General features: G+C 63.7%; 27 protein-coding genes, 1 other RNA gene, 1 pseudogene and 1 riboswitch. Of the genes and pseudogenes, 13 read left to right on the top strand and 16 right to left on the bottom strand.

What is annotated here, in order from left to right; genetic code table 11:
* Nucleotides 1-7 precede the first annotated feature (7 nt).
* The 3 genes from pdxA to ACHWRX_RS14780 all read left to right on the top strand — a co-directional run bounded on the left by pdxA (nucleotide 8) and on the right by ACHWRX_RS14780 (nucleotide 2,324).
* A complete protein-coding gene (gene pdxA / locus ACHWRX_RS14790; RefSeq protein WP_394659753.1) occupies nucleotides 8-1,024 on the top strand; it encodes a 4-hydroxythreonine-4-phosphate dehydrogenase PdxA in 1,017 nt (338 codons plus the stop codon).
* 20 nt (nucleotides 1,025-1,044) lie between these two features.
* Nucleotides 1,045-1,905 carry a 16S rRNA (adenine(1518)-N(6)/adenine(1519)-N(6))-dimethyltransferase RsmA gene (gene rsmA, locus ACHWRX_RS14785; protein ID WP_394659752.1) on the top strand — a complete coding sequence of 287 codons (861 nt, stop codon included), beginning with the start codon at nucleotides 1,045-1,047 and terminating at the stop codon, nucleotides 1,903-1,905.
* A 158-nt stretch (nucleotides 1,906-2,063) separates the two neighbouring features.
* Nucleotides 2,064-2,324, top strand: a complete 261-nt coding sequence (locus ACHWRX_RS14780; protein ID WP_394659758.1) for a hypothetical protein — start codon at nucleotides 2,064-2,066, stop codon at nucleotides 2,322-2,324.
* A 4-nt stretch (nucleotides 2,325-2,328) separates the two neighbouring features.
* Here the strand turns inward: ACHWRX_RS14780 and ssrA are convergent.
* Both ssrA and mscL read right to left on the bottom strand, forming a co-directional pair.
* Nucleotides 2,329-2,710: a transfer-messenger RNA gene (gene ssrA, locus ACHWRX_RS14775) on the bottom strand.
* Nucleotides 2,711-2,728: 18 nt separating this feature from the next.
* The gene (gene mscL, locus ACHWRX_RS14770) at nucleotides 2,729-3,199 is read right to left on the bottom strand and encodes a large conductance mechanosensitive channel protein MscL (protein WP_394659751.1); all 471 of its coding nucleotides are present in this window, start codon (nucleotides 3,197-3,199) and stop codon (nucleotides 2,729-2,731) included.
* A 244-nt stretch (nucleotides 3,200-3,443) separates the two neighbouring features.
* Between mscL and ACHWRX_RS14765 the strand changes: the two genes are divergently transcribed.
* The 4 genes from ACHWRX_RS14765 to ACHWRX_RS14750 are packed head-to-tail and all read left to right on the top strand — an operon-like array spanning nucleotide 3,444 to nucleotide 6,036.
* On the top strand, nucleotides 3,444-3,992 hold the full coding sequence (locus ACHWRX_RS14765) for a LemA family protein (protein WP_288414545.1): 549 nt from the start codon (nucleotides 3,444-3,446) through the stop codon (nucleotides 3,990-3,992).
* 24 nt (nucleotides 3,993-4,016) lie between these two features.
* Nucleotides 4,017-4,811 (top strand): TPM domain-containing protein, encoded by a 795-nt coding sequence (locus tag ACHWRX_RS14760; RefSeq protein WP_394659750.1) that lies wholly within the window; start codon nucleotides 4,017-4,019, stop codon nucleotides 4,809-4,811.
* Between the two features lie 2 nt (nucleotides 4,812-4,813).
* The gene (locus ACHWRX_RS14755) at nucleotides 4,814-5,497 is read left to right on the top strand and encodes a TPM domain-containing protein (protein ID WP_394659749.1); all 684 of its coding nucleotides are present in this window, start codon (nucleotides 4,814-4,816) and stop codon (nucleotides 5,495-5,497) included.
* Nucleotides 5,494-6,036, top strand: coding sequence for an NUDIX hydrolase (locus ACHWRX_RS14750; protein ID WP_394659748.1), 543 nt, complete (start codon nucleotides 5,494-5,496; stop codon nucleotides 6,034-6,036). Before ACHWRX_RS14755 ends, ACHWRX_RS14750 begins: the two co-directional genes overlap by 4 nt.
* 221 nt (nucleotides 6,037-6,257) lie before the next feature.
* Here ACHWRX_RS14750 and ACHWRX_RS14745 read toward each other — a convergent pair whose 3' ends face one another.
* The 3 genes from ACHWRX_RS14745 to ACHWRX_RS14735 all read right to left on the bottom strand — a co-directional run bounded on the left by ACHWRX_RS14745 (nucleotide 6,258) and on the right by ACHWRX_RS14735 (nucleotide 8,150).
* Nucleotides 6,258-7,307 carry an enoyl-CoA hydratase/isomerase family protein gene (locus ACHWRX_RS14745; protein ID WP_394659747.1) on the bottom strand — a complete coding sequence of 350 codons (1,050 nt, stop codon included), beginning with the start codon at nucleotides 7,305-7,307 and terminating at the stop codon, nucleotides 6,258-6,260.
* Between the two features lie 11 nt (nucleotides 7,308-7,318).
* Complete coding sequence (locus ACHWRX_RS14740) at nucleotides 7,319-7,534, bottom strand: hypothetical protein (RefSeq protein ID WP_058737505.1); 216 nt, start codon at nucleotides 7,532-7,534, stop codon at nucleotides 7,319-7,321.
* Between the two features lie 91 nt (nucleotides 7,535-7,625).
* Nucleotides 7,626-8,150, bottom strand: coding sequence for a hypothetical protein (locus ACHWRX_RS14735; RefSeq protein ID WP_394659746.1), 525 nt, complete (start codon nucleotides 8,148-8,150; stop codon nucleotides 7,626-7,628).
* 183 nt (nucleotides 8,151-8,333) lie between these two features.
* On the opposite strand from ACHWRX_RS14735, the gene ACHWRX_RS14730 reads away from it, so the two are divergent.
* Entirely contained in the window at nucleotides 8,334-8,828 is a 495-nt protein-coding gene (locus ACHWRX_RS14730; RefSeq protein WP_183616268.1) for a flavin reductase family protein, read from the top strand.
* Nucleotides 8,829-8,844: 16 nt separating this feature from the next.
* Here the strand turns inward: ACHWRX_RS14730 and ACHWRX_RS14725 are convergent, their stop codons facing one another.
* Nucleotides 8,845-10,041 (bottom strand): acyltransferase family protein, encoded by a 1,197-nt coding sequence (locus tag ACHWRX_RS14725; RefSeq protein ID WP_394659745.1) that lies wholly within the window; start codon nucleotides 10,039-10,041, stop codon nucleotides 8,845-8,847.
* Between the two features lie 123 nt (nucleotides 10,042-10,164).
* On the opposite strand from ACHWRX_RS14725, the gene ACHWRX_RS14720 reads away from it, so the two are divergent.
* Nucleotides 10,165-10,968 carry a LysR family transcriptional regulator gene (locus ACHWRX_RS14720; RefSeq protein WP_394659744.1) on the top strand — a complete coding sequence of 268 codons (804 nt, stop codon included), beginning with the start codon at nucleotides 10,165-10,167 and terminating at the stop codon, nucleotides 10,966-10,968.
* A 201-nt stretch (nucleotides 10,969-11,169) separates the two neighbouring features.
* Here the strand turns inward: ACHWRX_RS14720 and sdhA are convergent, their stop codons facing one another.
* From sdhA to sdhC, 3 genes are read right to left on the bottom strand one after another with little or no spacing between them, the layout of a single operon-like run.
* Entirely contained in the window at nucleotides 11,170-12,981 is a 1,812-nt protein-coding gene (gene sdhA, locus ACHWRX_RS14715; protein ID WP_288486157.1) for a succinate dehydrogenase flavoprotein subunit, read from the bottom strand.
* 1 nt (nucleotide 12,982) lies between these two features.
* Nucleotides 12,983-13,366, bottom strand: coding sequence for a succinate dehydrogenase, hydrophobic membrane anchor protein (gene sdhD / locus ACHWRX_RS14710; RefSeq protein ID WP_058737511.1), 384 nt, complete (start codon nucleotides 13,364-13,366; stop codon nucleotides 12,983-12,985).
* Nucleotides 13,367-13,387: 21 nt separating this feature from the next.
* Nucleotides 13,388-13,783: a succinate dehydrogenase, cytochrome b556 subunit gene (gene sdhC, locus ACHWRX_RS14705; protein WP_058737512.1), complete on the bottom strand. Its 396-nt coding sequence runs from the start codon at nucleotides 13,781-13,783 to the stop codon at nucleotides 13,388-13,390.
* 198 nt (nucleotides 13,784-13,981) lie between these two features.
* On the opposite strand from sdhC, the gene ACHWRX_RS14700 reads away from it, so the two are divergent.
* Together ACHWRX_RS14700 and ACHWRX_RS14695 are read left to right on the top strand one after the other, a co-directional pair.
* Nucleotides 13,982-14,875, top strand: a complete 894-nt coding sequence (locus tag ACHWRX_RS14700; protein ID WP_394659757.1) for a 50S ribosomal protein L11 methyltransferase — start codon at nucleotides 13,982-13,984, stop codon at nucleotides 14,873-14,875.
* Entirely contained in the window at nucleotides 14,848-15,594 is a 747-nt protein-coding gene (locus ACHWRX_RS14695; RefSeq protein ID WP_394659743.1) for a DUF2459 domain-containing protein, read from the top strand. The genes ACHWRX_RS14700 and ACHWRX_RS14695 overlap by 28 nt, the downstream gene beginning before the upstream one ends.
* Here ACHWRX_RS14695 and ACHWRX_RS14690 read toward each other — a convergent pair.
* A complete protein-coding gene (locus ACHWRX_RS14690; RefSeq protein ID WP_394659742.1) occupies nucleotides 15,548-15,883 on the bottom strand; it encodes a PilZ domain-containing protein in 336 nt (111 codons plus the stop codon). The two genes, ACHWRX_RS14695 and ACHWRX_RS14690, sit on opposite strands and share 47 nt — an antisense overlap.
* Before the next feature lie 223 nt (nucleotides 15,884-16,106).
* On the opposite strand from ACHWRX_RS14690, the gene ACHWRX_RS14685 reads away from it, so the two are divergent.
* Together ACHWRX_RS14685 and ACHWRX_RS14680 are read left to right on the top strand one after the other, a co-directional pair.
* Complete coding sequence (locus ACHWRX_RS14685) at nucleotides 16,107-16,409, top strand: DUF1153 domain-containing protein (protein ID WP_394659741.1); 303 nt, start codon at nucleotides 16,107-16,109, stop codon at nucleotides 16,407-16,409.
* A 72-nt stretch (nucleotides 16,410-16,481) separates the two neighbouring features.
* Nucleotides 16,482-16,674: riboswitch (yybP-ykoY riboswitch) on the top strand.
* A gap of 12 nt (nucleotides 16,675-16,686) precedes the next feature.
* Nucleotides 16,687-17,256 (top strand): TMEM165/GDT1 family protein, encoded by a 570-nt coding sequence (locus ACHWRX_RS14680; RefSeq protein WP_058737513.1) that lies wholly within the window; start codon nucleotides 16,687-16,689, stop codon nucleotides 17,254-17,256.
* A gap of 3 nt (nucleotides 17,257-17,259) precedes the next feature.
* On the opposite strand, the gene ligA is transcribed toward ACHWRX_RS14680, so the two are convergent.
* From ligA to ACHWRX_RS14650, 6 genes and pseudogenes are all read right to left on the bottom strand, one after another.
* Complete coding sequence (gene ligA, locus ACHWRX_RS14675; RefSeq protein WP_394659740.1) at nucleotides 17,260-19,404, bottom strand: NAD-dependent DNA ligase LigA; 2,145 nt, start codon at nucleotides 19,402-19,404, stop codon at nucleotides 17,260-17,262.
* Nucleotides 19,405-19,452: 48 nt separating this feature from the next.
* Complete coding sequence (gene recN, locus ACHWRX_RS14670) at nucleotides 19,453-21,117, bottom strand: DNA repair protein RecN (RefSeq protein ID WP_394659739.1); 1,665 nt, start codon at nucleotides 21,115-21,117, stop codon at nucleotides 19,453-19,455.
* Between the two features lie 209 nt (nucleotides 21,118-21,326).
* Complete coding sequence (locus tag ACHWRX_RS14665) at nucleotides 21,327-23,843, bottom strand: TonB-dependent receptor (RefSeq protein WP_394659738.1); 2,517 nt, start codon at nucleotides 23,841-23,843, stop codon at nucleotides 21,327-21,329.
* Nucleotides 23,844-23,948: 105 nt separating this feature from the next.
* Nucleotides 23,949-24,131 carry a YezD family protein gene (locus tag ACHWRX_RS14660; RefSeq protein ID WP_394659737.1) on the bottom strand — a complete coding sequence of 61 codons (183 nt, stop codon included), beginning with the start codon at nucleotides 24,129-24,131 and terminating at the stop codon, nucleotides 23,949-23,951.
* Nucleotides 24,132-24,245: 114 nt separating this feature from the next.
* Nucleotides 24,246-24,710, bottom strand: a complete 465-nt coding sequence (locus ACHWRX_RS14655) for an Rrf2 family transcriptional regulator (protein WP_183616259.1) — start codon at nucleotides 24,708-24,710, stop codon at nucleotides 24,246-24,248.
* Between the two features lie 65 nt (nucleotides 24,711-24,775).
* Nucleotides 24,776-24,949, bottom strand: a pseudogene (locus ACHWRX_RS14650) (outer membrane protein assembly factor BamD); the annotation flags it as partial.

Here is a 24,949-nt window from a genome sequence, read left to right as displayed (position 1 = left end):
CGCGCTGATGGTGCTGGCGGCCCCGCTCGCGGTCTCCATCGGCGATCCGGCGGGCGTCGGGCCAGAGCTGATCGCGCAAGCCTGGTGCCAGCGGGAGGCCGCGGGCCTGGCACCCTTCTTTGCGAGCGGAGGCGTTACCGTCCTGACCGCCGCCGCAAAGAGCCGAGGCCTGTCGATGCCTCTCGTGACGATCACGGATGCAGCGGAGGTGATGGAAGCTTTTCGGCATGGCCTGCCGGTGCTGGGCGGGCATGATGCCGAATATCACCCCGGAAAGCCTGATACGCAGGGCGCCCTCTTTGCCATCGCCTCGTTGACCCATGCCGCGCGCTGGGCTGTGGATGGCACCGCCGCCGCGATCGTCACCGGGCCTATCGCCAAGTCGCACCTGGCGCGGCAGGGGTTCACCCAACCCGGCCAGACCGAGTTCGTAGCCGACGCAAGCGGCATCGCGCACCACGATGCGGTGATGATGCTGGCCGGCCCGTCCCTGCGCACGGTGCCCTTGACCGTCCATGCCGCCCTGGCCGACGTTCCGCGGCTGATCACCCAGGACCTGATAATCCGCCGCGTCCGCATTGTCGCCGCCTCTCTGGAGCGGGACTTCGGGCTGGAAAGTCCCCGGATCGCCATCACCGGGCTGAACCCCCACGCAGGGGAAGACGGGCGCATGGGCACCGAGGATCGCGACGTCATCGCCCCCGCCATCGCCAGCTTGCAAGCCGAGGGGTTAACCATATCCGGACCGCATCCTGCCGACGCGCTGTTCGCCGCGCATGAGCGTGGGAAATACGATGTGGCCATATGCATGTACCATGATCAGGCGCTGATCCCGATCAAGACGCTGGACTTCGACCAAGGCGTCAACGTCACGCTGGGCCTGCCGATTATCCGCACTTCGCCCGATCACGGCACCGCGTTTGGGATCGCCGGGCGCGGATCGGCCAGCGCCGGAGCGACGATCGCGGCCATCCGCATGGCGGGTGCGTGCGCCAGCCACCGGGCGTCTCGACTCCAAGCATGAACACCGACTAGGACGGCGTGGTGAATTCTTCCCCTCCCCCGCCCTCCTCGCCAGCACTGCCCTTGCCCCCGTTGCGAGAGGTGATCGCCCGACATGGCCTCTCGGCCAGCAAGGCGCTCGGCCAGAATTTCCTGTTCGATGAAAACCTGTTGGACCGTATCGCGGCGGTGCCGGGATCGCTGGCAGGGCAAAAAGTGCTGGAAGTGGGCCCCGGCCCAGGCGGCCTGACACGGGCGTTGTTACGTGCCGGCGCCAAGGTCACCGCGATCGAGATGGACCGCCGCTGCCTGCCCGCACTGGCCGAAGTTGAGGCAGCTTTCCCAGGCAAGCTACGCGTGATCGAAGGCGATGCATTGAAGATCGATCCGGCCAGCTTGTTCGAGGGTTCCTACGCCATTGTCGCCAACCTGCCTTACAACGTCGGCACGGCGCTGTTCACCGGCTGGCTGACAGGAGAAGCCTGGCCGCCGCAGTGGACCTCACTGACGTTGATGTTCCAGGAAGAGGTCGCTCGCCGGATCATCGCCGAGCCGGATAACAGCGCATACGGCCGACTGGCGGTGCTGGCACAGTGGCGCTCCCGCGCGCGACTGGCGATGAAGGTGCACCGCAGCGCCTTCACGCCCCCGCCCAAGGTGATGTCGGCGATTGTCCACGTCGAACCGGCAGAGGCCCCCGCCGGGGTATCGATGAAAATGCTAGAGCGGCTGACCGAAGCCGCCTTTGGCCAGCGACGCAAGATGCTGCGCCAGAGCGTAAAAGGCCTGCCGGGCGCGATCGCCGCGCTGGAGACGCTCGGCATCGACCCCCAACGACGCGCTGAAACCTTGAGCGTGAATGAATTCGTCGCGGTCGCCCGGGTCCTGACCTCCAACCGTTAAGCCCCTCTCATCCGGATCGGTGCCCCGTCGGTTCGAGCGATGCGGTTTAGTTAATTGTCGGAAACCATTACAAGCAGGCTACCCTTAACCGTACGGAATGGCGGGAACGGTCACTTGGCATGGCCGTTGCTATGATCTGTCAAAACATGAGGTTGGCAATGCTCGGCAAGATTGGACGCCTGTTCATCATCAAGACCCGGTGGGAGGCTTTCCTCATCATCTATGCGCTGGCGCTGGGCGCAGTAGAGCGCGGCAGCGTCTATCTAACGCGTTTTCCCGGATGGGGTGGCGACTTGCTGTTCCTGGCATGCACCGGAGCCGTCTTCATGGCGGGGGGCAAGATCCTGGACTGCCTGAAGCACGAACAGGCACTGGCTGGCGCTAAGGCATCCGTTGAAGGTGATGCATCAAAAATCTGAGGAAGGTGGAGCGCTTCTGTTGCCCGGTGCGCTCCGTACCGCTGGAATCCCTTCTGTTACCCGGTGGGCCCAACCGTGTTCTAACTTTGTAACTTCAGGGCGTTAGCCCCTAGAATTACGCCGCGAGAGCAAGTGCTTCGTTATCGTTGGCACTTATGAGTTTTGAGCCTTGAACGGGTTACTCAGCCCGGGCGAAAACAACGTCTTTCAACACACGTCGATCCTAGTTCGGCCCCGTCATTATCCCCGTCGAAACGAGGAGAGTGGTGGAGCCGCCGGGTACCGCCCCCGGGTCCGCTGTGCCTATTGCACGCTGCAGTTTATCGCCATAGCCGGTCGAAACCGACAAGTTGTCATATAAGCGATCGCCGCCGGATGTGAAGAGGCGGCAGGCAGCGAGGCCGTCAAACTTCGCGCCGCTTCAGCTCCGCCAGGATTTCCTTCAGGGTATCGAGCTGTGGATCGGTGGCGACCGCCTCGTCCGCAGCGGTAGCGGCAGCCGCTTTCTTTTCGCGCTCCATCGAATCGATGACGCGGTTGACCGAGCGCAGCAGCATGAACAGCACTGCCGCAACGATCAGGAAATTGATGATCTGGGTGATGAACGTGCCGTAGCCGATCATCGCCACACCCGCCGTCTTCAGCGCGGCATAGTCGGTCAGGCCGCCTTTGTAGGTTTCGGGAATGTCACCCAACAAGATGAAATAGTTCGAAAAATCGATATCGCCGAACACCCAGCCGATGATCGGCATGATAATGCTTTCAGTCAGCGAGGTCACGATCTTGCCGAACGCTGCGCCGATGATCACGCCGACCGCCAGATCGAGGACATTGCCCCGCGCAATGAATTTCTTGAATTCTTCCAATAAAGTCATGGCGGCCCCCATATCCTTTTCGTGTCGGGCACCATGCTGCCGCAGCGGCGGGCGAGTGGCAAGTGCGGCAAATGCCTACATCGTTGCGCCTTGCACGGACGCGCACCGTCGCTATCTTTCAGCGCGTGGAATGGCCCGCACCGCGCGCCGCCTGAAGCCAAGGGATTTCTACCGCATGTTGCAGTCTCTCTCTCGCGCCCGGATCGTCCGGTCAGCTCGCGTTCTGGTCGTCACCGTTGCGGCCATGAGCCTCGCGGCTTGCGGATTCAACTCGGTGCCCACGAAGCAGGAAGCCGCCAAGGCCAAGTGGGCGGACGTGCAGGCCGCCTTTCAGGAGCGAGCGAATCTCGTCCCCAACCTCGCCGCAGTCGCCAAGGGTGCGGCCGAGCAGGAAAAGGCGATCCTGACCGGCGTGGTCGAGGCTCGTGCCAAGGCCACCAGCGTGCAGGTGACCGCCAACGATCTGAACGATCCGGCCAAGATGCAGCAGTTCAGCCAGGCGCAGGAGCAGTTCGGCCAAAGCCTGGGTCGCTTGCTCGTCAGCGTTGAGCGGTATCCCGATCTCAAGTCGATCGTGAACTATCAGATGTTGCAGACCCAGATCGAGGGCCAGGAAAACCGCATCCGTGTGGCCGTACGCGATTATAACGGCGCCGTGCAGGACTATAACACCGAGGTGCGGGTCTTCCCGACGATGATCGGCGCCAAGCTGCGCGGTGCGTCGCCACTCGTGCCTTACCAGGCCGTGACGCCAGGTGCCGACGTTGCGCCCAGCCTCGAAGGCAAGCTGTAAGGACGGTAGATCGGGTCTCGTATCATGAGAGCCTTCCTTGGCGCGCTGTTGCTGTGCTTCAGCGCGCTGCTGCCCGGTGTGGCGCAGGCCGACCCGCAGTTCCCCAAGCTGACCGGCCGCGTTGTCGATGACGCCAATATTTTGCCCCCGGATGTCGAGACGCGACTGACGCAGAAGCTGGATGCGTTGGAAAAGCAATCCCAGCGCCAATTCGTCATCGCCACGCTGCCTAGCCTGCAGGGCTATGAAATCTCTGACTATGGCTACCAACTGGGCCGAGCTTGGGGCATCGGCGACAAGCAGCGCAACGACGGCGTATTGCTCATCATCGCTCCCAATGAACGCAAGGTTCGAATCGAGACGGGCTATGGCCTGGAAGGCGTGCTGCCGGACGGGATGAACTTCCTGATCATCAACAACAACATCCTTCCCCGTTTCAAGGCGGGGGACATGCCGGGCGGGATCGAGGCCGGGGCAGATGCGGTGATAAAGCAGCTGACGCTGCCGCCCGATCAGGCGCAGAAGATCGCCGCCCAGGCCGTCCAGCAAGGCCGCGGACGCGAAAAGGGCATTCCGGTGGGCACGATCATCTTCCTGGTCTTCGTGCTGTTCTTCTTTGTCCTGCCGGTGCTGCGCGCGATGACCGGACACGGCGGACGGCGGCGTGGCGGCTTTGGCTCACCCATCGTCTGGATACCCGGCGGCTTTGGCGGCGGGAGTGATTGGGGCGGTGGCGGCGGCGGTTGGGGCGGCGGCGGTGGCGGCTTCTCCGGAGGCGGCGGCAGCTTCGGCGGCGGCGGCGCGAGCGGGAGCTGGTGAGCATGACCGGACGAAGCACCCTCAGCGAAGCCGACCGCCAGCGTGTAAGCGACGCGGTAGCCCGGGCCGAAAGCAACACCGCCGGTGAAATTGTAACCGTGTTGGCCGACCGCTCTGACGGCTATACCGACGTGGTCCTGGCCTGGGCCGCCGCAGTCGCCTTCATCGCACTGGTGGCGCTGGCAGTCGCGCCGCAATTCTATCTGTCGCTGTTCGAGTCGCTTTCCGGCGGCTGGGTCCATGACTGGACGGTTCGTGAGCTGTTCACCATCGCGCTGGCCGTCGCCACCGCGAAGTTCGCCGCCATGGTCCTGCTGCAATTGATACCGGCCCTGCGCTTCTTCCTCATCCCTGGTCCGATCAAGGCTAAGCGCGTGCATGAGCGGGCGCTGCGGGCCTTCCGGATCGGCGCGGAGCAGCGCACGACCGGGCGCACCGGCATCCTCATCTATCTCTCCATGCGTGAACACCGCGCGGAGATCCTGGCCGATGCGGCGATCGCGTCCAAGGTCGAGGCGAGTGTGTGGGCAGATGCTTTGGACGGGCTGCTGCAGCGGGTGAAGCAAGGCGATGTGGCGGGTGGAATGTGCGCGGCGGTGGAACAGGTCGGCACGGTGCTGTCGCTGCATTTCCCGCGACAGGATGATGACGTCAACGAACTGCCCGACAGGTTGATCGAAGTATGAGCGCAGTCGCCGATGCCGATGCCGCGGAAGAGATCGTTTGGCAGGGCAAATTCATTACCACCAAGCGGCGCGGGCGATGGGAATACGTCGGCCGGGCACGCGGCATTCGTGCAGCTGTAATCGTGGCGATCGACGACGCGGATCACGTCATACTGGTCGACCAGTACCGCGTGCCGTTAGGCTGCCGCTGCATCGAGCTACCCGCCGGCCTCGTCGGGGACGAGGACGACACGCAGGACGAGGATGTCTCAGCCGCTGGCGCGCGCGAGCTGGAGGAAGAAACGGGCTATCGCCCCGGCCGCATGGAAGTGATCGGCGAGTTCTTTTCGTCGCCCGGGATGGTCAGCGAAAGCTTCACCCTGCTGCGCGCCCATGACTTGGAAAAGATTGGCGACGGCGGCGGTGTGGAGGGCGAGGATATCGTGGTTCACCGCGTTCCCTTGGCCACGATCGGCGCACAGGTCGCGGAATGGCGCAACGCGGGCTACGCGATCGATGTGAAGATGCTGACGCTGCTGGGCCCTGGCATCCTGGGTTGAGCGATGCGAACATCGCCACGGGTCTGCCGCAGAAAGCGTGATTTTTCGGATGAGGCCGCCGCCTTGGAGGCAGCATCTCGAGCCTCGGTAACGCTACGAGCCTATCGGTGCGAAGTGTGTCGGCGATATCACCTGACCAGCCGCACCAAGGGCATGCGCCTTCCCGCATTCGAGATCGCCCGCAGGAAAGGCCAGCAGACAGGCTGAGCGGAGCTGTCCGATCAGGCGGGCAGCGGGCTCCATTCCTCGTCCGCAGGCAGCGGGGCGAAAATCGCATCGACTTGCGCCTCGTCGACCTCTTCCGGCGTCGGCGGCGTCCAGTGCGGCGTGTTGTCCTTGTCCACGATCACGGCTCGCACCCCTTCCGCGAAGTCCGGCTGGAGCAGCATTTGCGAGCCCAGGCGGTATTCCATTGCCATGTTGTCCGCAAAATCGCCCAGCAAGGCCGATGTCGCCAGTTGCCGCAGCGATACCTTGCAAGACAGCGGACTTTTCGTACGCAGCGTGGTCAGCTCGCGCACGGCCCACTCGCTCTCGTCCGCAGCTAGGGATGCCAGGACATCCTCCAGCCGATCGAAGGCAAAGTGCTTGGAAATCTGCGCCGCGTGCTCTTTTAAGCGAGGCTCGGGCGCGGAACCGGAAAGAGCGCTCAGCACTTGGCCGATCTCTTCCCCGGCTACGATCCGCTGCTTGGCCTCGGCAATCGAGGCAGCCGCGAGGTAATGCGTGGCGAGGCCCGCCCACAGCGCCTCTGCCCCATCGAGGCGCGCTCCGGTCAAGGCCATGAATTGCCCGAGACGACCTTCCAGCCGGGATAGATACCAGCCGCCGCCCACGTCCGGGAACAACCCGATGCCCGTCTCCGGCATGGCGAAACGCGTGTTCTCGGTCGCAATCCGGTACCGCGCGGGCTGCGAGATACCCACGCCGCCGCCCATGGTGATGCCGTCCATGAAGGCGACGATCGGCTTGGGATAAGTGAATAGCAGATGGTTCAGCCGGTATTCGTCCCAAAAGAACGCCCGCCCGGACACGCCATGATCGCTCAGGCTGGAATGCCTCAGCAGATTGATGTCACCACCCGAGCAGAAGCCACGCCCTTCCCCATGTTCGAGAATTACGGCGTGCACATCCGCATCGTCACGCCATTGCAGCAGCGCCTCAGTCATTGCCCGGCACATGTCGAGGGTCAGGGCATGAATCGCCTTGGGCCGGTTCAGCGTGAGAAAACCGACTTTGTTTTCGCGTCGGGACAGAAGGTCTTTAGTCATGCGGCCACTTGTCAGGATTGCGGCGCTCTGGCGAGGTCGAAAACGAAGCCCTCTCCTTTGCGATAGCGGATGCTCACTTGCGACTGGGTACGGTGCCGCACCACCATCAGCGTACCGAGGCAGGCGGCGGTGACGACCGCCAGGCCAGCCACTGCCGGCACGGCGACGGTACCCGCCAACAAGACCGGTGCGCTACGCGCCGCGCTCACCAAGAGAGGATTGACCATCCCGATTGCTCGCCTTCAAATAACCACCGATTGCCGATCAACAGGTTAGCCGCGCAAACCACCGTTGTGCAATGCGCGACGTTCGATCGGGCTACGAGCAACGCGTATAGGTGAGCGGCCCCGGCAGCGCATCGGGCCCGTGATCCTGCCGCACCAACGTCTTGCCGCCAGCCTTCAAGTTCAGATCGACATCCTGCTTCCAGCTCTGGCCCTCACCCGAATAACCGAACGTCGCCCGGATCGTCTCTTCACCGGACGACTTGACTTTGGCGAGCCTCGCCACGGATTCGTAGAACTTCATCTGCTTGGCAGACACGACCAGCAGGCCCTTCGCATCGCCCGCTGTGCTGGTGCAGTCTTTTGGAACCAGCCCCCAGCGACCGTGCATCGCGGCGGGGATCGTGCTGGCCACCGCTGGCGGTTCCGATGTCTCGCCCGCCATCGGAGACGGCGATGCAACCGGGGCTGCCTCCGTCGCAGCGATAGAGGGTGTGGGCGCCGCTGCAGCGTCAGACGGGGAGACAGTAGCCTCCGGCTGCGGCTCGTCAGCTTTCTTGGAGCAGCCTGCTAGAGCCAGCGATACGGCGGCGATCCCCAAGGCGAAGCGGGCACTCATCCTCGATCTCCTCGATAAACCCTGCATGCAAGCCAAACCCGAACCTAGCCCCGAAGTTGCCACGACGAAATATCGCTTCTCTGCTTCCTATCACCCGCATGATTGGCAAACCGGATACGACCTGCCATCTGTCCCCCAACAGCCGCGCGGGCGAGGGTCCTGCGTTGACGGAGGAACTGAGCAGTGACGCAGACGACGATTGACCCCGCCGATTTCCGCAGAGTGCTGGGCAACTACCCCACGGGCGTCTGCGTGATCACGGCGATGGACGCGGACAATCGTCCCGCCGGCATGGTCGTGGGCAGTTTCACCTCCGTGTCGCTCGATCCGCCGCTGGTCGGCTTCTTCCCGGATAAGCGTTCCACCTCCTGGCCCATGATTGAGCAGGCAGGCCACTTCTGCGTCAACGTGCTGGGCATCGATCAGCAGGATGTCTGCCGCGCGGTAACCGCCAAGGGCGATGAGAAATTCGTGGGCGTGGAATATGTCATTTCCGACCACAACCTGCCGGTCATTTCCAATTCGCTGGCCTGCATCGAATGCCGGCTCTACTCCGTCACCGAGGCGGGGGATCACTGGTTTGTCATGGGTGAAGTGCTGCGCATGGAAAGCGTGCGAGAAGAAGGCCCGATGCTGTTTCACCGCGGCAAGTATGGCGCATTCGCCGAAGTGATCTGAAGGCCGGTCCGGCGGCTCACCCGCGCAGGCGAGCGGGTTCGATCAAGGCCTTGCGTTTGCCGCGCGGGCCAAGGCCGATCAGCGGGCGCAGCGGTGGCACCGCGCGCCCCCCAAGGTAGAACGCCAGCGATCCCACCGCCGTCCCCGCGACAAGGATCGCGAACTCGGCAAGGGCCGGCACTCTCAACGGGCGCAGGCCATAGCCGATCAAGAATATCAGCGTCTGGTGGATGATGTAGAACGGGAATGACGCTTCAGCGAGCGTCGCCCGCCAGCGGCCATCGCGGTTCCAATATAGGTCCGCCACGCCGAACAAGGCGATGATCGCGCCCCAAGCTTGCGCCGCCCTAGCCAGTCGCAGTGGAACCTCCCAGGCATCAGGGATCGGGGCCTTGCCCGGGAACAGGGCCTCGCACGCGGCGACCACCAGATAGCCGATCACGGCCAGCATCGCCGCGATCTTCCACTGCCGGGCGATCGCCAGCCGTATGCCCTCCGATCCTCGAAGCAGGACGCCGAACAAGAACATTGGCATATAAGCGGCATGGGCATGAAGATCGCTGACGAGATCGTGTTTGTCCGCCCACCCGCCAGGCAAGCTCCGCGCCAGAAAAATCCAGCCGATCCCCGCTGGCAACAGCAGCTTTCCGGCCAGCGCTCGCGCTAACCCGCCACGGACCGCGGCCTTGAGTCTCACAGGCACAAGCGTCAGCGCGCCCAGCGCCAAGGTGTAGATCAGCAGATACACCACGAACCACAAGTGCATCCACGAAGGCAGATTGATCCCGTCCAGATTGCGGAACGAATAGTAGTCATGCGCCATGAACCAAAGGTAGCCATGGCGGTACCCTTCCGACGTTGTCAGCCAAATCCATGGCTGGGGGCTGGTGATTATGGCGATGCCGAACAGTAGCGGAATGCCCAGCCGGCTCAATCGGCCGCGCAGGAACGGCACGACGCCGCCCGACCGGGCCAGTAGCGCCGCACTGGCATAGCCGGAGATCGCGAACAGCAGCGAAAGGCGCCAGGCATTCAACGCCAGCAGCGGGTAGGCGGTCCAGTCGTATCGATGGGCGGACTTGAACTCATAGTCCCAGTTCGAGAACACCAGCCCGACATGGTAGAAAATCAGCAGGCCGAACGCGCCAATGCGCAGCCAGTCCATGCCGTAATGGCGCGATGACAGCGTGGTCGCTGATCTGGGGGCGCTCATCACGGGCTCCGGAATGCGGGATGTGCGCTGCTAGCAGCAGGGGCGGCGCGCGCAAATAGGGTTATGCCGCCATGTCACGGTTGGGGCATTGCCCCCTCGCCCGCATCTGCATAGGGATACAGGATGAAGCGGACGCATTTGCCCCTGAACGCCCTTCGCGTATTCGACGCCGCCGCGCGCCACCTCTCCTTCACTCGCGCCGCCGATGAATTGGCCGTCACCCCGGCGGCGGTGGGCCAGCAAATCCGCGCGCTGGAAGACGTGCTGGGCGTGGTGCTGTTTCGCCGCACCAGCAAGGGCCTGGAACTGACCGAGGAAGCCAGCGCCGGCCTGCAGACGTTGCGCAGCGGTTTCCTGAATTTCGAGGAAGCAGTGCAGACGATGCAGGCGGGCCAGTCCAGCCACGTCTACACGATCGCCGTCCCCCGAGAGTTCTTCGCCGCCTGGCTCGCTCCGCGGCTGGCCACGTTTCGATCTGTGAATCCGCAGGTGCGCTTCGCCATCGTCGACGGCGAGCAGACCGATTTTGCCGACGCCAACCTCGATCTGGCGATCCGCTGGACCGAGGGCCCGGGAGAACTGGAAGGCACATCGCTGGGCACCGCGGAGCAGGTCGTGGTCGGCTCAGGCGACTGGATCGGCTGGCCGGGTGATCCCGCCCCTGCCGGTGGCGCCGGAAACACTGGGGAAGACGCGCCGGCCATCACCGTCAGCGATGCCGGACAAGCAATCGCGGCCGCCTTGGCGGGGTTGGGCAAGGCGCGTGTGCCCCTGCTGCTGGCGCGTGAAATGCAGGCGGCGGGGCAAATTCAAGTCCTTGGCGTAGCTGAGCCATCGCGGCGAGGCTACTGGCTGATCGCCCCCGCGCCGCAGTGGCGGCAGAAAAAGGTTCGTGCCCTGGTCGCCGCGCTGGTGGGCGACGCCTGAGGCCTGAAGCCCGGCGCGTAAGATTCAGTCATACCTAAAACCGTTTGTGTCGAGCGTAGTCGAGACACGTTTGCACCTAAACCAAGTGTCTCGACTACGCTCGACACGAACGGGGTAAGGCAACTCAACACCCGCGAAACCACGAAAAAGGCCGGCTCGGGCTTCCCCGAACCGGCCTGATTTCGCACCAGACTAAACGTCTTAGTAAACGCGAGCCTTGGGCTTGATGTACTCGACATCGTCGGTCAGCGTGTATTCGTGAACCGGGCGGTAATCGAGGCGAACCTCGCCGCCCTTGCCGCCCCAGCCGTTGAACCAGGCGGCGGTGTGCTTCATCCAGTTGGCATCGTCGCGGTTGGGGAAATCCTCGTGCGCGTGAGCGCCGCGGCTTTCCTTGCGGTTGTGCGCGCCGTGCATCGTGACCGTCGCCTGGCTGATGAGGTTGTCCAACTCCATCGTTTCGACGAGATCGGAATTCCAGATCAGGCCGCGATCGGAAACGTGAACGTCTTCCATCCGCTTGTAGGTGGCGGCCAGCTTCTGCTTGCCTTCAGCCATCAGCTCGTCGTTGCGGAAGACCGCCGCGTGCTGCGACATCGTGCGCTGCATGTCCGCGCGGATCTGGGCAGTGGGCGAGCCGCCCTTGGCATTGCGGAAGTGATCGAGACGCGTGAGCGCCAGATCGGCCGAGTCCTTGGGAAGCTCAGGGTGAGCGTCGCTCGGCTTGATGTTTTCCTTAAGGTACAGACCGGTCGCGCGGCCGAACACCACAAGGTCGATCAGCGAGTTCGAGCCAAGGCGGTTCGCGCCATGGACAGAAACGCAGGCGGCCTCGCCCACGGCGAACAGGCCTTCGACCGCCGTCTCCGGGTTGCCGTCCGCGCCGATCGTCATCACGCGGCCGTTATAGTCACACGGGATACCGCCCATGTTGTAGTGCACGGTCGGCACCACGGGCAGCGGTTGGCGCGTCAGATCGACACCGGCGAAGATCTTGCCGCTCTCGGTGATGCCGGGCAAACGCTCGGCCAGCACTTCGGGCGCGATATGATCGAGGTGAAGGAAGATGTGGTCCTTGTTCGGGCCCACGCCGCGCCCTTCGCGGATTTCCAGCGCCATCGAGCGGCTGACGACGTCGCGGCTGGCAAGGTCCTTCGCGGAAGGCGCATAGCGCTCCATGAAGCGCTCACCTTCGGAATTGGTCAGATAACCGCCTTCGCCACGCGCGCCCTCGGTGATGAGCACGCCCGCGCCGTAGATCCCGGTCGGGTGGAACTGCACAAACTCCATGTCCTGCAGCGGCAACCCGGCGCGCAGCACCATGCCGCCACCGTCGCCGGTGCAAGTATGGGCCGACGTGGCGGTGAAATAGCAGCGGCCATAACCGCCCGTCGCCAGGACCACGGCCTTGGCACGGAAGCGGTGGATCGTGCCGTCATCCATGCACAACGCAATCACGCCGACGCAGCGGCCGTTGTCCATGATCAGGTCGATGGCGAAGTATTCGATGAAGAAGTCCGCCGCGTACTTCAGCGACTGCTGATAGAGGGCGTGCAGCATGGCGTGGCCGGTACGGTCCGCCGCCGCGCAAGTGCGCTGCACCGGCGGGCCTTCACCCATGTTCTGCATATGGCCACCGAACGGGCGCTGGTAGATCGTGCCATCCGCGTTGCGGCTGAAAGGAACGCCGGCATGCTCCAGTTCATAGACGGCGGCCGGTGCCTCACGCACCATGTACTCGATCGCGTCCTGGTCACCCAACCAGTCCGACCCCTTCACGGTATCGTACATGTGCCAGGTCCAGTGGTCCGGCGTGTTGTTCTTCAGCGACGCGGCGATGCCGCCCTGTGCCGCCACGGTGTGCGAGCGGGTGGGGAACACCTTGGTGATGCAGGCCGTCTTCAGGCCGGCTTCCGCCGAGCCCATGGTGGCGCGAAGACCGGAGCCACCCGCGCCGACGACGACGGTGTCATAGGTGTGGTCGATGATCTTGTATGCAGGCTGAGTAGCCATCTTATGCGCCTCCCAGCGCGAGGCGAACGACGCAGAACAGACCGAAGGCGGCTGCCGCGAAACAGACGAGGTTGAGCGCGATCAGGCTGGCAAATTTGTTGCCTTCCTCATGCACGTAGTCTTCGATCACGACGCGCAGGCCCTGCTGGGCGTGCCAGACGTTGACGATGATGAACAGCGCAAGCGCGGTGGCGGAAATCGGCGAGGCCAGCCACTCGCGCACGGCGGTGTAGCTGAAGTTCGGCAGCATCAGCAGCGACACGCCGAACCACACAGTCAGCAGCAGGCTGCCGACCGAGGTGTAGCGAAACTGCAGCCAGTGATGCGCGCCGCTATGTGCCGAGCCCTTGCCCCGCACGCGGCCGATGGAAGTTCCGTTGCCCATGGTATTCGTTCCCTCCAGCGATCAGCGCAGCAGCAGCGCGGCCCAGAACAGCGCCGTCAGCACGAAGCCCGCCGCCGTGCAGACGTTCGCCCACAGCTTGTTCTGCTCCAGCTCGTAACCCGCGCCGGTATCCAGCACGAAATGGCGAATGCCGGTGACGCCATGCGCGATCACGGAGTAGCTGATGCCCACCAAGACGAGGATGCCGAGCGGATGGCCCGCGACCGCAGCGAACTTGGCGTAAGCGGCAGGCCCGGAAACCAGCGCGCCCAGCCACCACAACAGCACCAGAATGCCGACGCTGGCAGCGATGCCGGTGGCGCGATGCAGGATCGACGAGAGCATCCCCGGCCCCCAGCGCCAGATCTGCAGGTGCGGTGAAAGCGGGCGGTTCCTGGTCCCGGCTTGCTGAGCCATGCTTGGTCGAGTCCCCTGATATCTTACCTTGTTCGCAGGGCGTCATGGCCCATTGACGCCCTCCCCTTAGCCGAATTGCCGCACCGCGCAAGGCTTGCCGGGGGGCAATAGGATTGCTGGCCAACCGTGATCCTGACACTTAAGAGAGCCGACTTCGAGACAGCATCATAAAGAAGCCCAGTGAGTCGCACCTACAAGATGACGCTTCTCGCCCCGCGCGAAGCCGTTGAAGCCGCGCTCGTCGCGCACGAAGACAGCCTGGACTGGGATTGCGAGATCGTCCTTGCTGGAACCGAGATCGCCGAAGATCGCCCCGACGATTGGAAGCTGGAAGCATGGCTGCCGCGCGATCCATCCGCCGCCGACGTGGCCGCCGTAACCGGCCTGTTCCCTGGTCCCGCCCCCGAGCCCGTGATCGAGGCGCTACCCGAGGAAGACTGGGTGGCGCGCAGCCAGTCCGATCTTGAGCCGATCCACGCTGGCCGTTTCTTGGTGCGTACGCCTGAGCATGAGGCGCAGGCCCAGGCAAATACGATCGAGTTTGTGATACCTGCCAGTCAGGCTTTCGGCACTGGCCACCACAACACCACCGCTGGCTGCTTGACGATGCTGGACGCCATGAAGCGGCGCGGCGTGGTGGTGCGCAATCACCTGGATGTCGGCACCGGCACCGGCCTGCTGGCGTTTGCCGCCATGGCCCTGTGGCCTCGCGCCAGCGCTACCGCGAGTGACATCGACGCGGTCTGCGCCGATGTGGTGCATGAGAACGCGGTGTTGAACAGCGTGCCGCTGGGCGCGCGACCCGGCGCGCTGGTGATGACCATCGCGCCCGGCCTCGACCATCCGCTGATCGCCGCGCGCGGGCCCTATGATCTTGTGATGGCGAACATTCTGGCCGGTCCGCTGGTGGAACTCGCGCCTGATTTCGGACGCGCGCTGGTGCCCGGCGGACATCTGGTTTTAGCTGGACTGCTGACCACGCAGGAGGCCGCCGTGCGCGCTGCCTGTCGCAGGGCCGGCCTGCGGCTGGCGGGGCGCATCGTTTCGGGGGATTGGTCGATCTTATGGCTACGGCGCCGACAAGGAAACTGATCCGGGGGCTGCTATGGCTGCTGGCCGCCATTGTGCTGGCCGTGGCGCTGTATGTGCTGGCGGCCTGGATCGGCTCGTCGATCCCACGCAATGCGGAATGGCGCGAACCGAAGGACGGCGGTGTCCTGATCGGCGTGGAAACCAATGGCGTCCACACCGCATTGGTGCTGCCGATCAGCACGCCTGAAAAAGACTGGCGCGCTGATTTCCCGCTGGCCGACCTGCGCCGCCCCGACCGGCCCTATACCCATGTCTCGATCAGCTGGGGCGAGCGCGAAGTCTTCCTGGACACCCCGACATGGCGCGATCTCTCCCCGCGCACGGTGTTCAATGTCTTAACTCGAGGCGGCGATGCCTTGTCGCACATCTCGTACTATGTGCGCCCGGTGGCGTCAGACGACCTTCGGCCCCTTCGCCTCAGCGCTAATGAATACGCCCGCCTCGTCAGTACGATCGAAACTTCGTTGCGAACGGCCAGGCCGCCGCGGCATTATCCCGGCTATGGCCAATCGGACGTATTCTATGATGCGCCGGGGCTCTACACCGTCATCAAGACTTGCAATCAGTGGACATCGGATCGGCTGGCCGATGCCGGGATACGAACCGGATGGTGGACACCGATCGCGGGAGGAGTCATGAAATGGTTGCCGCCCACCATTGATGAGGGTGTCTTCAGTCGTTCGCCACAACCGGCTCGAGTTGCAGTTCAATCTCGCTGACCAGCGCGCTACGATTGCTCAATTCCGCCATCGCCTCGGCATCCAGGCCATGATCGAAAGCGAAGCCAGCACGATCGGTAACAATCCACCGGACAACGCCGGACACAAGAGAATGTCCTTCAAGGACTAGAGTCAGCGTTTGTGCCGGACCGGGCACCGCCTCTCGAAACACGAACTGGCAGCCGTCGTGCGTGACATGACGGGCAACAGCGCGGAAAGTCAACGTTTCGGGCACTAGAACATTTACGTGATCAACATCGGACATCGGGGCGGCGGTCAAAGTGGTCATCAGTCGCATTCCTTGTACCGCTCGGCTGGTAATTAGGAGAGGTTAACGACCTGTTCGTAAATCCTGCTTTCTCCACAGCTTATAACGCCCTGATTTTTCAAGCGTTGCCGCATTTCATCCCTAATGGTCGTTAACTATTTGGAGCAAGTTGCACTTAACCTTTTCAGCCAATTGTAGGGCCTTCTTTCAGGGGGGCTGGAACAGTAGCTGAAGAGGCATGACCATGCTGGATAGCGATACCATCAAGCCCGCCTCCGTCGTGGGGCCGTTAGGCGAAGAATTGAAAAAGGCGGACCTGCCGCCGACCGACACATCGCGCTGGGTGGTCCGGCGCAAGGCGCAGGTTGTTGCGGCCGTCAACGGCGGCCTACTGTCGATGCGCGAAGCGTGCGAGCGCTATGGCCTGACGCTGGAGGAACTTGCCTCCTGGCAGCGCGCCATCGATCGTGAGGGCATGCCGGGGCTGCGCGCCACCCGCGTCCAGCACTACCGGCAATTGCATGAGCGGGAAAACCGCCGCGCGTGATTATCCCCCCCGGGCAGGCGGCGCGGCAACATAAGGTTGCCTGCGCCGCCGCTTGCGTTTAGGGAAGCCGAGTAACCCGTCATTGGGGAGTAGCCAGCCGCGCGTGCGCGGACCCTGCGTCAACACACTTGGTCGAGAGGCCATGGCGTAGGGAGGGTGGCAGGATCGCAACGATCCGGCATCTTGGGCGAGACCAATGGCATGGTGCCTTCTGCCGGCCGGGCGGGGGGTGCGATGCCATTGCCTGTCTCTATCGCCCGGCCCTGAAGGACTCGCCTTGGAAGCTTTTCTCACCTCCACCGCCGTCGTCGCTCTCGCGGAAATCGGCGATAAGACGCAGCTGCTGGCCATCGTTCTGGCTGCGCGCTTCAAGCGGCCGCTGCCGATCGTCGCCGGCATCTTCGTCGCCACCCTCGCCAACCACTTCCTCGCCGCACTGGTGGGAGAACAGGCCGCCTCGTTCCTGGACGGCCTGTGGTTTCGCTATGCCGTCGCCATTTCGTTCATCCTGATGGCGCTGTGGACGCTGGTGCCTGACAAGCTGGACGATGAAGAGGCAAAGCCAGCCCGGTTCGGAGCGTTCCTGACGACGCTGGTCGCGTTCTTCCTGGTCGAGATGGGCGACAAGACGCAGTTGGCCACCATCGCCCTGGGCGCGCGCTTTCAGGCCGTGCTGCCGGTGATGGCCGGCACCACCGTGGGCATGATGATCGCCAACGTCCCGGCAGTGTTCTTCGGACACGAACTGATCCGGCGCGTGCCGCTGAACGTGGTGCGCTATATCGCGGCGGCATTGTTCATGGCGATCGGTCTGTGGCTGCTAGCCCAGACGGCCGGCTGGATTTAAAACTTACCCGGCCGCGGCGACGATCTGGGCCCACTCCGCTTCATCGATCACGCGAATGCCCAGATCGACCGCTTTCTTCAGCTTCGAGCCTGCCCCCGGCCCGACCACCACCAAGTCGGTCTTGGAGGAAACGGTTCCGGCGGCCTTTGCGCCCAGCCGCTCGGCCTGGGCCTTGGCCTCGTCGCGGCTCATCGTTTCCAGCTTGCCGGTGAACACCACGGTCTGCCCGGCGACTTCGCTGTCCTTCGTTTCGACCACGTAGGGCGGCGGCGTCACTTCGCCCAGCAGGTCATCCCAGACCTGCCGATTGTGCTCCTCGTGGAAGAAGTCCGCCAAAGCCTCGACCACCACCGGGCCAACGCCGTCGATCGAAAGCAGTTCGGCACGGGCCTCTTCGCTTTCGGGCGAGGCGGGGGTTTCGCTTTCCGCCGCTGCGCTTGATTGCGCCGCCAGTTCGGCAACGCTGCGCAAGGCGGGCAACGTGTGGAACCGTTTCAGCAGGTCGCGCGCGGTGACAGCGCCCACGTGGCGGATGCCAAGGCCGAACAAAAGCCGCGCCGCATCCGGCGCACGCTTGTTTTCCACGGCTGCCAACATGTTGTCCACAGACTTGTCCTTCCACCCCTCGCGAGCGAGAAGCTCGTCACGGTGGCGGTGCGGGCGGAAGATATCAGCCGGGCTTTCCAGCCAACCAAGTGCGAAGAACTCGTCGATAGTCTTCTCGCCAAGGCCTTCAATATCAAGCGCGGCGCGGCTGACGAAGTGCTTCAGGCGCTCGGTACGCTGGGCCGGGCAGATCAGCCCGCCGGTGCAGCGCACATCCACTTCTCCTTCGGCTGCCACCGCTTCGGAGCCGCACTGCGGACAATGATCGGGAAAGGTGTAGGCGGGACGGGCATCATCGCGCGTCAGATTGGCGACGACTTGCGGGATCACGTCGCCGGCACGCTGCAGCACGATGCGGTCACCGGGGCGGACGCCGAGGCGGGATATCTCGTCGCGGTTGTGCAAGGTGACGTTGGTGACGGTGACACCACCCACCAGCACGGGGCGCAATCGGCCCACCGGGGTCAGCTTGCCGGTGCGCCCGACTTGTATGTCGATGGCCTCCAGCGTGGTTTCGGCCTGCTCGGCGGGAAACTTGTGCGCCAGCCCCCACCGCGGTGCCTTGGCGACAAAACCCAGCCGGCCCTGCCAGTCTAGCCGATCGACTTTATAGACCACGCCGTCGATCTCATACGGCAGGCCCGCCCGGCCCGCCCGGATCGCTTCGTACGCTGCCAGCATCTCGTCGAGCGATTGGCATAGCCGGAAATCGGGCGAAACCGGCAGGCCCCAGCCCTCGATAATCCGCACCATGTCATGCTGGGTCTCGCCCGGAACCGCGCTGGCGGCGCCCCAGCCATGGGCCCAGAACCGCAAAGGGCGGCGGGCGGTGACCGACGCGTCCTTCTGCCGTAGCGAGCCTGCCGCCGCGTTGCGCGGGTTGGCGAACTGACGCACTTTGGCATCGTCGAACGCCTCGCCCCGCGCCTCCGCTGCCGCCCGCGCCTCTTCCATCAAATCGGCGTTGAGCTTCTGGAACGCGGCCTTTTCCATGTAGACCTCGCCCCGCACTTCGAACACGTCGGGCACGTCGCCGTGCAGCTGCTGCGCAATGTCGGCGATATGCGCCACGTTCGCAGTCACATCCTCGCCCACCTGGCCATCACCACGCGTAGCCGCGCGTACCAACTTGCCATGCTCATAACGCAGCGAGCAGGAGAGGCCGTCGATCTTGTCCTCCGCCGTGACGGCGACCGGGGCATCCTCAGGCAACGCCAGGAACCGCCGCACCCGCGCGAGGAACTCCGCGACTTCCTCTGGCGAGAACGCATTGTCGAGGCTCATCATTCGAACCTCATGCCGCACCTTGGAGAGCGGGGAGGATGCGACTTCGTGGCCGACTTTATGGGTCGGGCTGTCAGGTCGGATCAGATCGGGAAACGCGGCCTCCAGCTCCGCGTTGCGGCGGACCAACGCGTCGTATTCCGCATCGGCGATTTCTGGCGCATCGTCGACATGGTAAAGCCGGTTGGCCCGGTTGATGGCCTTGGCCAGCCGCATCAGTTCGTTGGCGGCCTGCGCTTGATCGGGGAGGTCTGGCATAAGCGATTTCCTAGCGCGCTGCCGTGCGAAAGCCAGTCGGCAAATCGCTCAGGCCCGCTCCAACAACCGATCCGCCTGCGCCCGGGCCTCATCGGTCACCTCCGCGCCGGAAAGCATGCGGGCGATCTCTTCCTTGCGCTGCCCCTCATCGAGCAGCGTCACGGACGTGCGCGTTACGGTGCCCTCACTGGACTTGGCGATCATATAGTGCCGGTCGCCCCGCGCCGCGACTTGCGGGCTGTGGGTGACGGCAAGCAATTGTCCGGCCGAGGCAAGGCGGGCCAGCCGCTCACCGATCGCACTGGCTACCGCACCGCCGACGCCCCTATCGATCTCATCGAAGATCACCGTCGCCGCGCCGCCCTCTTCGGCCAACGCGACCTTTAGCGCGAGGATGAAGCGGGACAGCTCGCCACCGCTGGCGATCTTGGCGAGCGGGGCGAAGGGCGCGCCGGGATTGGTACTGATCAGGAACTCCACCGCGTCCATGCCATGCGCGCCCCAGCGCTCCTCCGGCAAGATAGTCACCGCCGTCCGGAAGCGCGCGGCATCCAGCTTGAGCGGGGCCAATTCCGCCGCAACCGCCTTGTCCAGCCGAACCGCCGCATCGATGCGCTGGGTGTGCAAAGCCTCGGCACTCTGGCGATAGACAACGCCCGCCGCCGCCGCCGCCTTTTCCAGCCGAGTAAGCTCCTCACTGCCCCCCTCGATCGCATCCAGCGTAGCGCGCATCTCCTCCAGCTTCGCAGAGAGCGCATCGGGCGCGCAGCCGTGCTTTCGGGCCGCAGCGCGTAGTTCGAACAGGCGTGTCTCGATCCGATCAAGCTCCGCCGGGTCGAACAGCAGGGCATCGGACGCAGCGCGAACTTTATCCTCGGCATCATCCGCCTCGATCACGGCGCGGTCCAGTGCCGCCAATGCTTCCTCGAGCAGCGGATGCTCAGCGGCAATCCGGTCCAGACGGCGCGCCGCCGTTCGCAAAGATGCCAGCGCGGAATCGGAACCATGGAACAGATGCGCAAGGTCGGCCATGTCCTCGGCCAGCTTCTCACCCTTTTGCATCGTGGCGCGGGCCAGCGCGAGTTCCTCCTCTTCGCCCGCTTCGGGTGCGAGGGCCGTCAATTCCTCGACATAGGCGGTCAACAAGTCGCGATCCTGCGCGGCCTGATCCACTTGCTCGCGCAGAGCCTCTAACTGGTCTCGCGCATCGCGCCAGGTGCGCCATGCCGCGGTGACAGCCTCGCCATCACCGGCAGCGAATCGGTCCAGCAAATCACGGTGGCCGCGTGCGTTGACCAGGCCTCGATCGTCATGCTGGCCGTGGATCTCGACTAAGGCCGGCGCGATTTCGCGCAGCAGCGCAACGCCGACAGGCTGGTCGTTGATGAACGCCTTGCTGCCACCGTCCGCCCGCAATTGCCGCTTGAGGATCAGGGGTTCGCCGGGCTCCACCTCGATCTCGGCCTCGGTCAGGGCCCGGTCGAGCGGGATCGGCCACTGCGCGAATTCGAAGCTGGCGGTAACGCTTGCCCGATCCGCGCCACTACGCACCAGGCCGCTATCCGCCCGGTTGCCCAGAACAAGGCCCAAAGCATCCAGCAGGATCGACTTGCCTGCGCCAGTCTCACCCGTAAGCACACCGAGCCCGCGCGCGAACTCAAGATCAAGCGCCTCGATCAGGACGATGTTACGGATGGAAAGCCGGGTGAGCATGTTCGCTTCGCGTTCTAGCGCGGTGCAAGCCACGCGTCACCCGGCTTGTCTCCGAACCGCGGCAAGGGGGAAGCGCGGCCGGAACACTTATCTATAACGTCTCAACTTATCATTTGCTGCAAAAATCGCGGCGCATTCCGCCGCGACGACGAGCCTTCTACCAAGTAACGGTGAACACACGGGAAAGGCTGAAATGAGCAATCCCCCGATCAGAAATTATACTTGATCGTGCCGCCCCAGGTGCGCGGATCACCCGGCTGACCGGCGATCAGACCAACGTTGCCCGGCGCAACTTGCAGCAAGTCCATGTAGTTCACATCAAAAGCGTTGCGGACCCAGCCGAAGACATCGAAATTGTCACCCCGGAAACCCGCGCGGAAATTGGTCAGGGCATAACCCTTCACCTGCGTATAGATCGAAGGCGAGGCGTTGGAGTTCCACTTGGAGCGGTAGTTGCCGTCCACGCCGAAATAGAGTTGTCCGTCCTTGCCGAGCAGTTCGACCGGCGCGTTCGCTTCCGCGCCGTAGGAGAACGCCCACTTGGAAACGCCAGGCAGGCCCTGGCCCGAAATGTCGCAGGCGCGCGGGCTGAGCGATCCGGGCACACCGGCCGGGCCGGGCTGCTGGCTGCCGTTAGCCGCCACGAAGGTGCCGCCCGAAAGCTCCGGCGGGCACGGCGCGTTGGTGAATTTCTTGTACTTGGCGTCCGTGTAAGCCGCGTTCGTATAAGCGGTGAACCGTTCGCTGGTGCGCACCTTGAAGTCCGCCTCGATACCTTGCGAGCGCACCTTTTCCGCATTGGCGAGGTAGCCACGAACGGTGCCGAACTGGCCGCCGTTCACGGTCGCCTGGAAGTTCTTAATTTCGGTGCGGAAGGCAGTGACGTTGAAAGTGGCGCGGCGGTTCCAGAACTGGGTTTTCAGGCCCACTTCGAAATGGTTCACCGATTCGGGCTTCACGGTGCTGGCGTCCAGATTGACGGTATTGTCCGCGTTCAGCGGCAGGCCATTCTGATTGATGCCCAGCGTCTTGAAGCTCTTGGCGTAGGTCGCATAGGCCAGCACATCGCGCGCCAGCTTGTAGTTGATGTTCAGGTCGTAAGTCAGGTTCCACGCGCTGTCGGAGGGCGAGGTCTGCTGCGGCTGATACACGCCGCACTGGGTCGTTGTTCCCGCAATGGTGCCGGCGGTAGGCACGGGGGTACAGCTCAGCGAACGCCCCTGCGCATCCGTGACGACGCGTTGATAGAAGCCGGACTTTTTGTCGTAGTTCAGGCGCAAGCCGGGCTGGATCGTCAGCGCGTCGGTCGCCTTCCAGGCAACCTGGCCGAACAGCGCAGCACTGGTGCTCTTGAGGAACTGCGTGTTGGTCGCGGTCAGTCCCGCCAGGCTGGACGGATTGTTGACCGGGGCGAGCGGGTTGGCCGATGGAGCAAGGCTCCAGCGCGCGGCATCCGTGCCCTGTTGCTCGGTACCCTGCGTGTCGATCCGCTGCTTGAACCCGAACAGGCCTAGCACCACGTCGAACCGATCGTTCGAATAGTTGTAGCGGAATTCCTGGCTGTACTGGTCCTGCTGCGAAGGGTTCTGAGACTTCGACACGATCGAGAGACCGGTGAAATCGCGGTCGTTCTCGGGCTTCCAGTCCCAGAAGCGCCATGCGGTGACCGAGGTCAGCGTGCCGCCGCCCACATCCCACTTGATGCGAGCAGATGCACCGCCGATCTTGTTGCCTGCGTTGAGGCTGCTGTCCAGATCGGTCAGACGGTCATACGGATTGCGGCTGGGCACGGCGTAATCAGGCAGACCCTGGGCGCGCCGGACCGTGTTGATCGATGCCACCAGCGCGTCATACTGGCGGTTCAGCGCACGCTGGGTACGACCGACACGCACGAAAACGGTGCCGCAGCATTCAGGATTCTGGCGGCTGTAGTCACCCGAGAAGGTGATGCTCAAGTTGTCCGTTGGCTTCACCAGGACCTGCCCGCGAAGGCCCAGATTGTCCTGCTCGTTGATGTAGCGGTCAGTCGCCGTGTTGAAGTAGATGCCGCGACGGCTGGTGCTGGCGACGGCAAGGCGCACCGCAACCTGATCCGTCAGCGGCCCGGAGACAGCCGCCTTCGCTTGGCGATATTGCAGATTGCCCAGGCTGACTTCCGCCCGGCCTTCGAAATCGAACGTGGGCTGATTGGTCGTGATGTTGATCGCGCCGGCGGTCGTGTTCTTGCCGTAAAGCGTACCTTGCGGGCCGCGCAGAACCTCGACTTGCGCTACGTCCAGGAAATCGAACGTGGCGGCGGCAACGCGCGAATTGTAAACGTCGTCGACGTAGATGCCCACGCCCTGCTCGAACCCGTCACTGGTCAAGCCGAACGGAACGCCAAGGCCGCGAATATTGACCGACGTGTTGCGCGGGTTGGAGGTATAGACCTGCAGTGTCGGCGCCAACTGCTGCAGCTTCACCACGTTGAAGTTGCCGGTGGCCTCGATGCTGTCACCTCGGATGACCGAGATCGCCAGCGGCACGGCCTGCGCGGTTTCCTGGCGACGGCGCGCCGTCACGATGATGACATCGCCCGAAGTGGTCCGCGGGGACGAGTTTTCCACGCCGGCGGCGGGCTGTTCGGCTGCGGCCGCCGCTGCTGCCGGCGCTTCCGCAGCTACAGCGTATGATGGCGCGACCAGGGCGGTCGATGCGATAAGACTGATACGGACGAACGCATTCATTTCCAAATCCCTCGTAGGAAATTGGCAGCTGCCGGAACTTGCCCCCGGCCCCCCACCTGGTTTGATTTTAAAGGTTGTCTGAAAGAGCGGCCCCCGCCGCCTCGATCACGTGAAGCGTTGGCGCTCCGTCACGTCGAGCTGAACCACCCGGCCGTCATGCACGGTCAAATGGACCGCCCCATAGCGCAGTCTGCCAAGCGCCTCGGCGACGGCTGACAACGGCGCGGCGATCGGTGCGGTTCGCTGCGTCTGCTCATTTTGATCGTGCGTTAAGGTGGCGTTGCCCATCGTCAGCTCCTTCTTCGCTGACGACTAATATCTCTACCGAGAGGATAGACAAGAGAGGGAAAGATTGTCTGCGGTAAAGCGAAACTTTGTTGAGCCAACCTGATCGGTAGAGTTTTACTCGGCTATTGCCGCCGATGCCTCGGGCTCGCCATCGAATGGGGGCTCCAATGCGATCGGATCGGCAAGAGTCATGCGGTCCAGCATTTGCGCCATCTCGTCGCGAAGCAGAAGCATCAACCCACGCAGGCGGCACTCCACCTCGGGCAGGCAATTCGCACATGTCTCGTGCGCGTTCCGACTGGCGCAAGGCACCAGCGCCAAGCTGCCGCGCGTGATTCGAATGATATCGCCGTAACGGATATCGACCGGCGGCAAGGCCAGTTCATAGCCCCCTGCCCGGCCACGGTGGGATATAACGATGCCTTCGCGCACCAGTTCGGACAGGATAACCGTCAGGAACTTTCGCGGAATGTTTTGGGCGGCGGCGATCTCGTCCAGCCGGACCGGCCCTCCCTGCTTGTAGCGATCGGACAAGTGCTGAAGCGCACGAATGGTGTAGCGGGTCTTCTGCGATAGCATCGCCTGGGACTGAACCCCGGCGCTGCCGCAATGTCAACTTCGTAGCTAGAACGCCTTGGTAAACTTCAGGCGACGGCTTCAGGAGCGTGCTTGCTGATCAGCTTGTACGCGCGCGCGTACCACTCGCTTCCGGGATAATTGTTCTGCAGCACGGCCGCGGCTTTCTGCGCTTCGTCGTCCACGCCGAGCGCCAGATAACCCTCCACCAGTCGGTACAGCGCTTCGGGCGCGTGACTGGT

This window comes from uncultured Novosphingobium sp., assembly GCF_964277725.1.
Taxonomy (GTDB): Bacteria; Pseudomonadota; Alphaproteobacteria; order Sphingomonadales; family Sphingomonadaceae; genus Novosphingobium; species Novosphingobium fluoreni.
The sequence above is the reverse complement of the archived record's forward strand: the minus strand, read 5'-3'. Positions and strand labels throughout refer to the sequence as shown.

What these genes read in the sequence shown, in the direction of transcription:
- ACHWRX_RS14760 (WP_394659750.1), top strand. Translation starts at nt 4,017, where the DNA reads ATGAGAGCCTTCCTTGGCGCGCTGTTGCTGTGCTTCAGCGCGCTGCTG.
- ACHWRX_RS14655 (WP_183616259.1), bottom strand. Translation starts at nt 24,710, where the DNA reads ATGCTATCGCAGAAGACCCGCTACACCATTCGTGCGCTTCAGCACTTG.
- ACHWRX_RS14660 (WP_394659737.1), bottom strand. Translation starts at nt 24,131, where the DNA reads ATGGGCAACGCCACCTTAACGCACGATCAAAATGAGCAGACGCAGCGA.
- ACHWRX_RS14780 (WP_394659758.1), top strand. Translation starts at nt 2,064, where the DNA reads ATGCTCGGCAAGATTGGACGCCTGTTCATCATCAAGACCCGGTGGGAG.
- ACHWRX_RS14700 (WP_394659757.1), top strand. Translation starts at nt 13,982, where the DNA reads ATGACGCTTCTCGCCCCGCGCGAAGCCGTTGAAGCCGCGCTCGTCGCG.
- recN (WP_394659739.1), bottom strand. Translation starts at nt 21,117, where the DNA reads ATGCTCACCCGGCTTTCCATCCGTAACATCGTCCTGATCGAGGCGCTT.
- ACHWRX_RS14745 (WP_394659747.1), bottom strand. Translation starts at nt 7,307, where the DNA reads ATGACTAAAGACCTTCTGTCCCGACGCGAAAACAAAGTCGGTTTTCTC.
- ACHWRX_RS14735 (WP_394659746.1), bottom strand. Translation starts at nt 8,150, where the DNA reads ATGAGTGCCCGCTTCGCCTTGGGGATCGCCGCCGTATCGCTGGCTCTA.
- ACHWRX_RS14695 (WP_394659743.1), top strand. Translation starts at nt 14,848, where the DNA reads ATGGCTACGGCGCCGACAAGGAAACTGATCCGGGGGCTGCTATGGCTG.
- ACHWRX_RS14690 (WP_394659742.1), bottom strand. Translation starts at nt 15,883, where the DNA reads ATGACCACTTTGACCGCCGCCCCGATGTCCGATGTTGATCACGTAAAT.
- sdhC (WP_058737512.1), bottom strand. Translation starts at nt 13,783, where the DNA reads ATGGCTCAGCAAGCCGGGACCAGGAACCGCCCGCTTTCACCGCACCTG.
- ACHWRX_RS14720 (WP_394659744.1), top strand. Translation starts at nt 10,165, where the DNA reads ATGAAGCGGACGCATTTGCCCCTGAACGCCCTTCGCGTATTCGACGCC.
- ACHWRX_RS14750 (WP_394659748.1), top strand. Translation starts at nt 5,494, where the DNA reads ATGAGCGCAGTCGCCGATGCCGATGCCGCGGAAGAGATCGTTTGGCAG.
- ACHWRX_RS14685 (WP_394659741.1), top strand. Translation starts at nt 16,107, where the DNA reads ATGCTGGATAGCGATACCATCAAGCCCGCCTCCGTCGTGGGGCCGTTA.
- sdhA (WP_288486157.1), bottom strand. Translation starts at nt 12,981, where the DNA reads ATGGCTACTCAGCCTGCATACAAGATCATCGACCACACCTATGACACC.
- ligA (WP_394659740.1), bottom strand. Translation starts at nt 19,404, where the DNA reads ATGCCAGACCTCCCCGATCAAGCGCAGGCCGCCAACGAACTGATGCGG.
- mscL (WP_394659751.1), bottom strand. Translation starts at nt 3,199, where the DNA reads ATGACTTTATTGGAAGAATTCAAGAAATTCATTGCGCGGGGCAATGTC.
- ACHWRX_RS14740 (WP_058737505.1), bottom strand. Translation starts at nt 7,534, where the DNA reads ATGGTCAATCCTCTCTTGGTGAGCGCGGCGCGTAGCGCACCGGTCTTG.
- ACHWRX_RS14765 (WP_288414545.1), top strand. Translation starts at nt 3,444, where the DNA reads ATGAGCCTCGCGGCTTGCGGATTCAACTCGGTGCCCACGAAGCAGGAA.
- ACHWRX_RS14665 (WP_394659738.1), bottom strand. Translation starts at nt 23,843, where the DNA reads ATGAATGCGTTCGTCCGTATCAGTCTTATCGCATCGACCGCCCTGGTC.
- ACHWRX_RS14755 (WP_394659749.1), top strand. Translation starts at nt 4,814, where the DNA reads ATGACCGGACGAAGCACCCTCAGCGAAGCCGACCGCCAGCGTGTAAGC.
- pdxA (WP_394659753.1), top strand. Translation starts at nt 8, where the DNA reads ATGGTGCTGGCGGCCCCGCTCGCGGTCTCCATCGGCGATCCGGCGGGC.
- ACHWRX_RS14725 (WP_394659745.1), bottom strand. Translation starts at nt 10,041, where the DNA reads ATGAGCGCCCCCAGATCAGCGACCACGCTGTCATCGCGCCATTACGGC.
- sdhD (WP_058737511.1), bottom strand. Translation starts at nt 13,366, where the DNA reads ATGGGCAACGGAACTTCCATCGGCCGCGTGCGGGGCAAGGGCTCGGCA.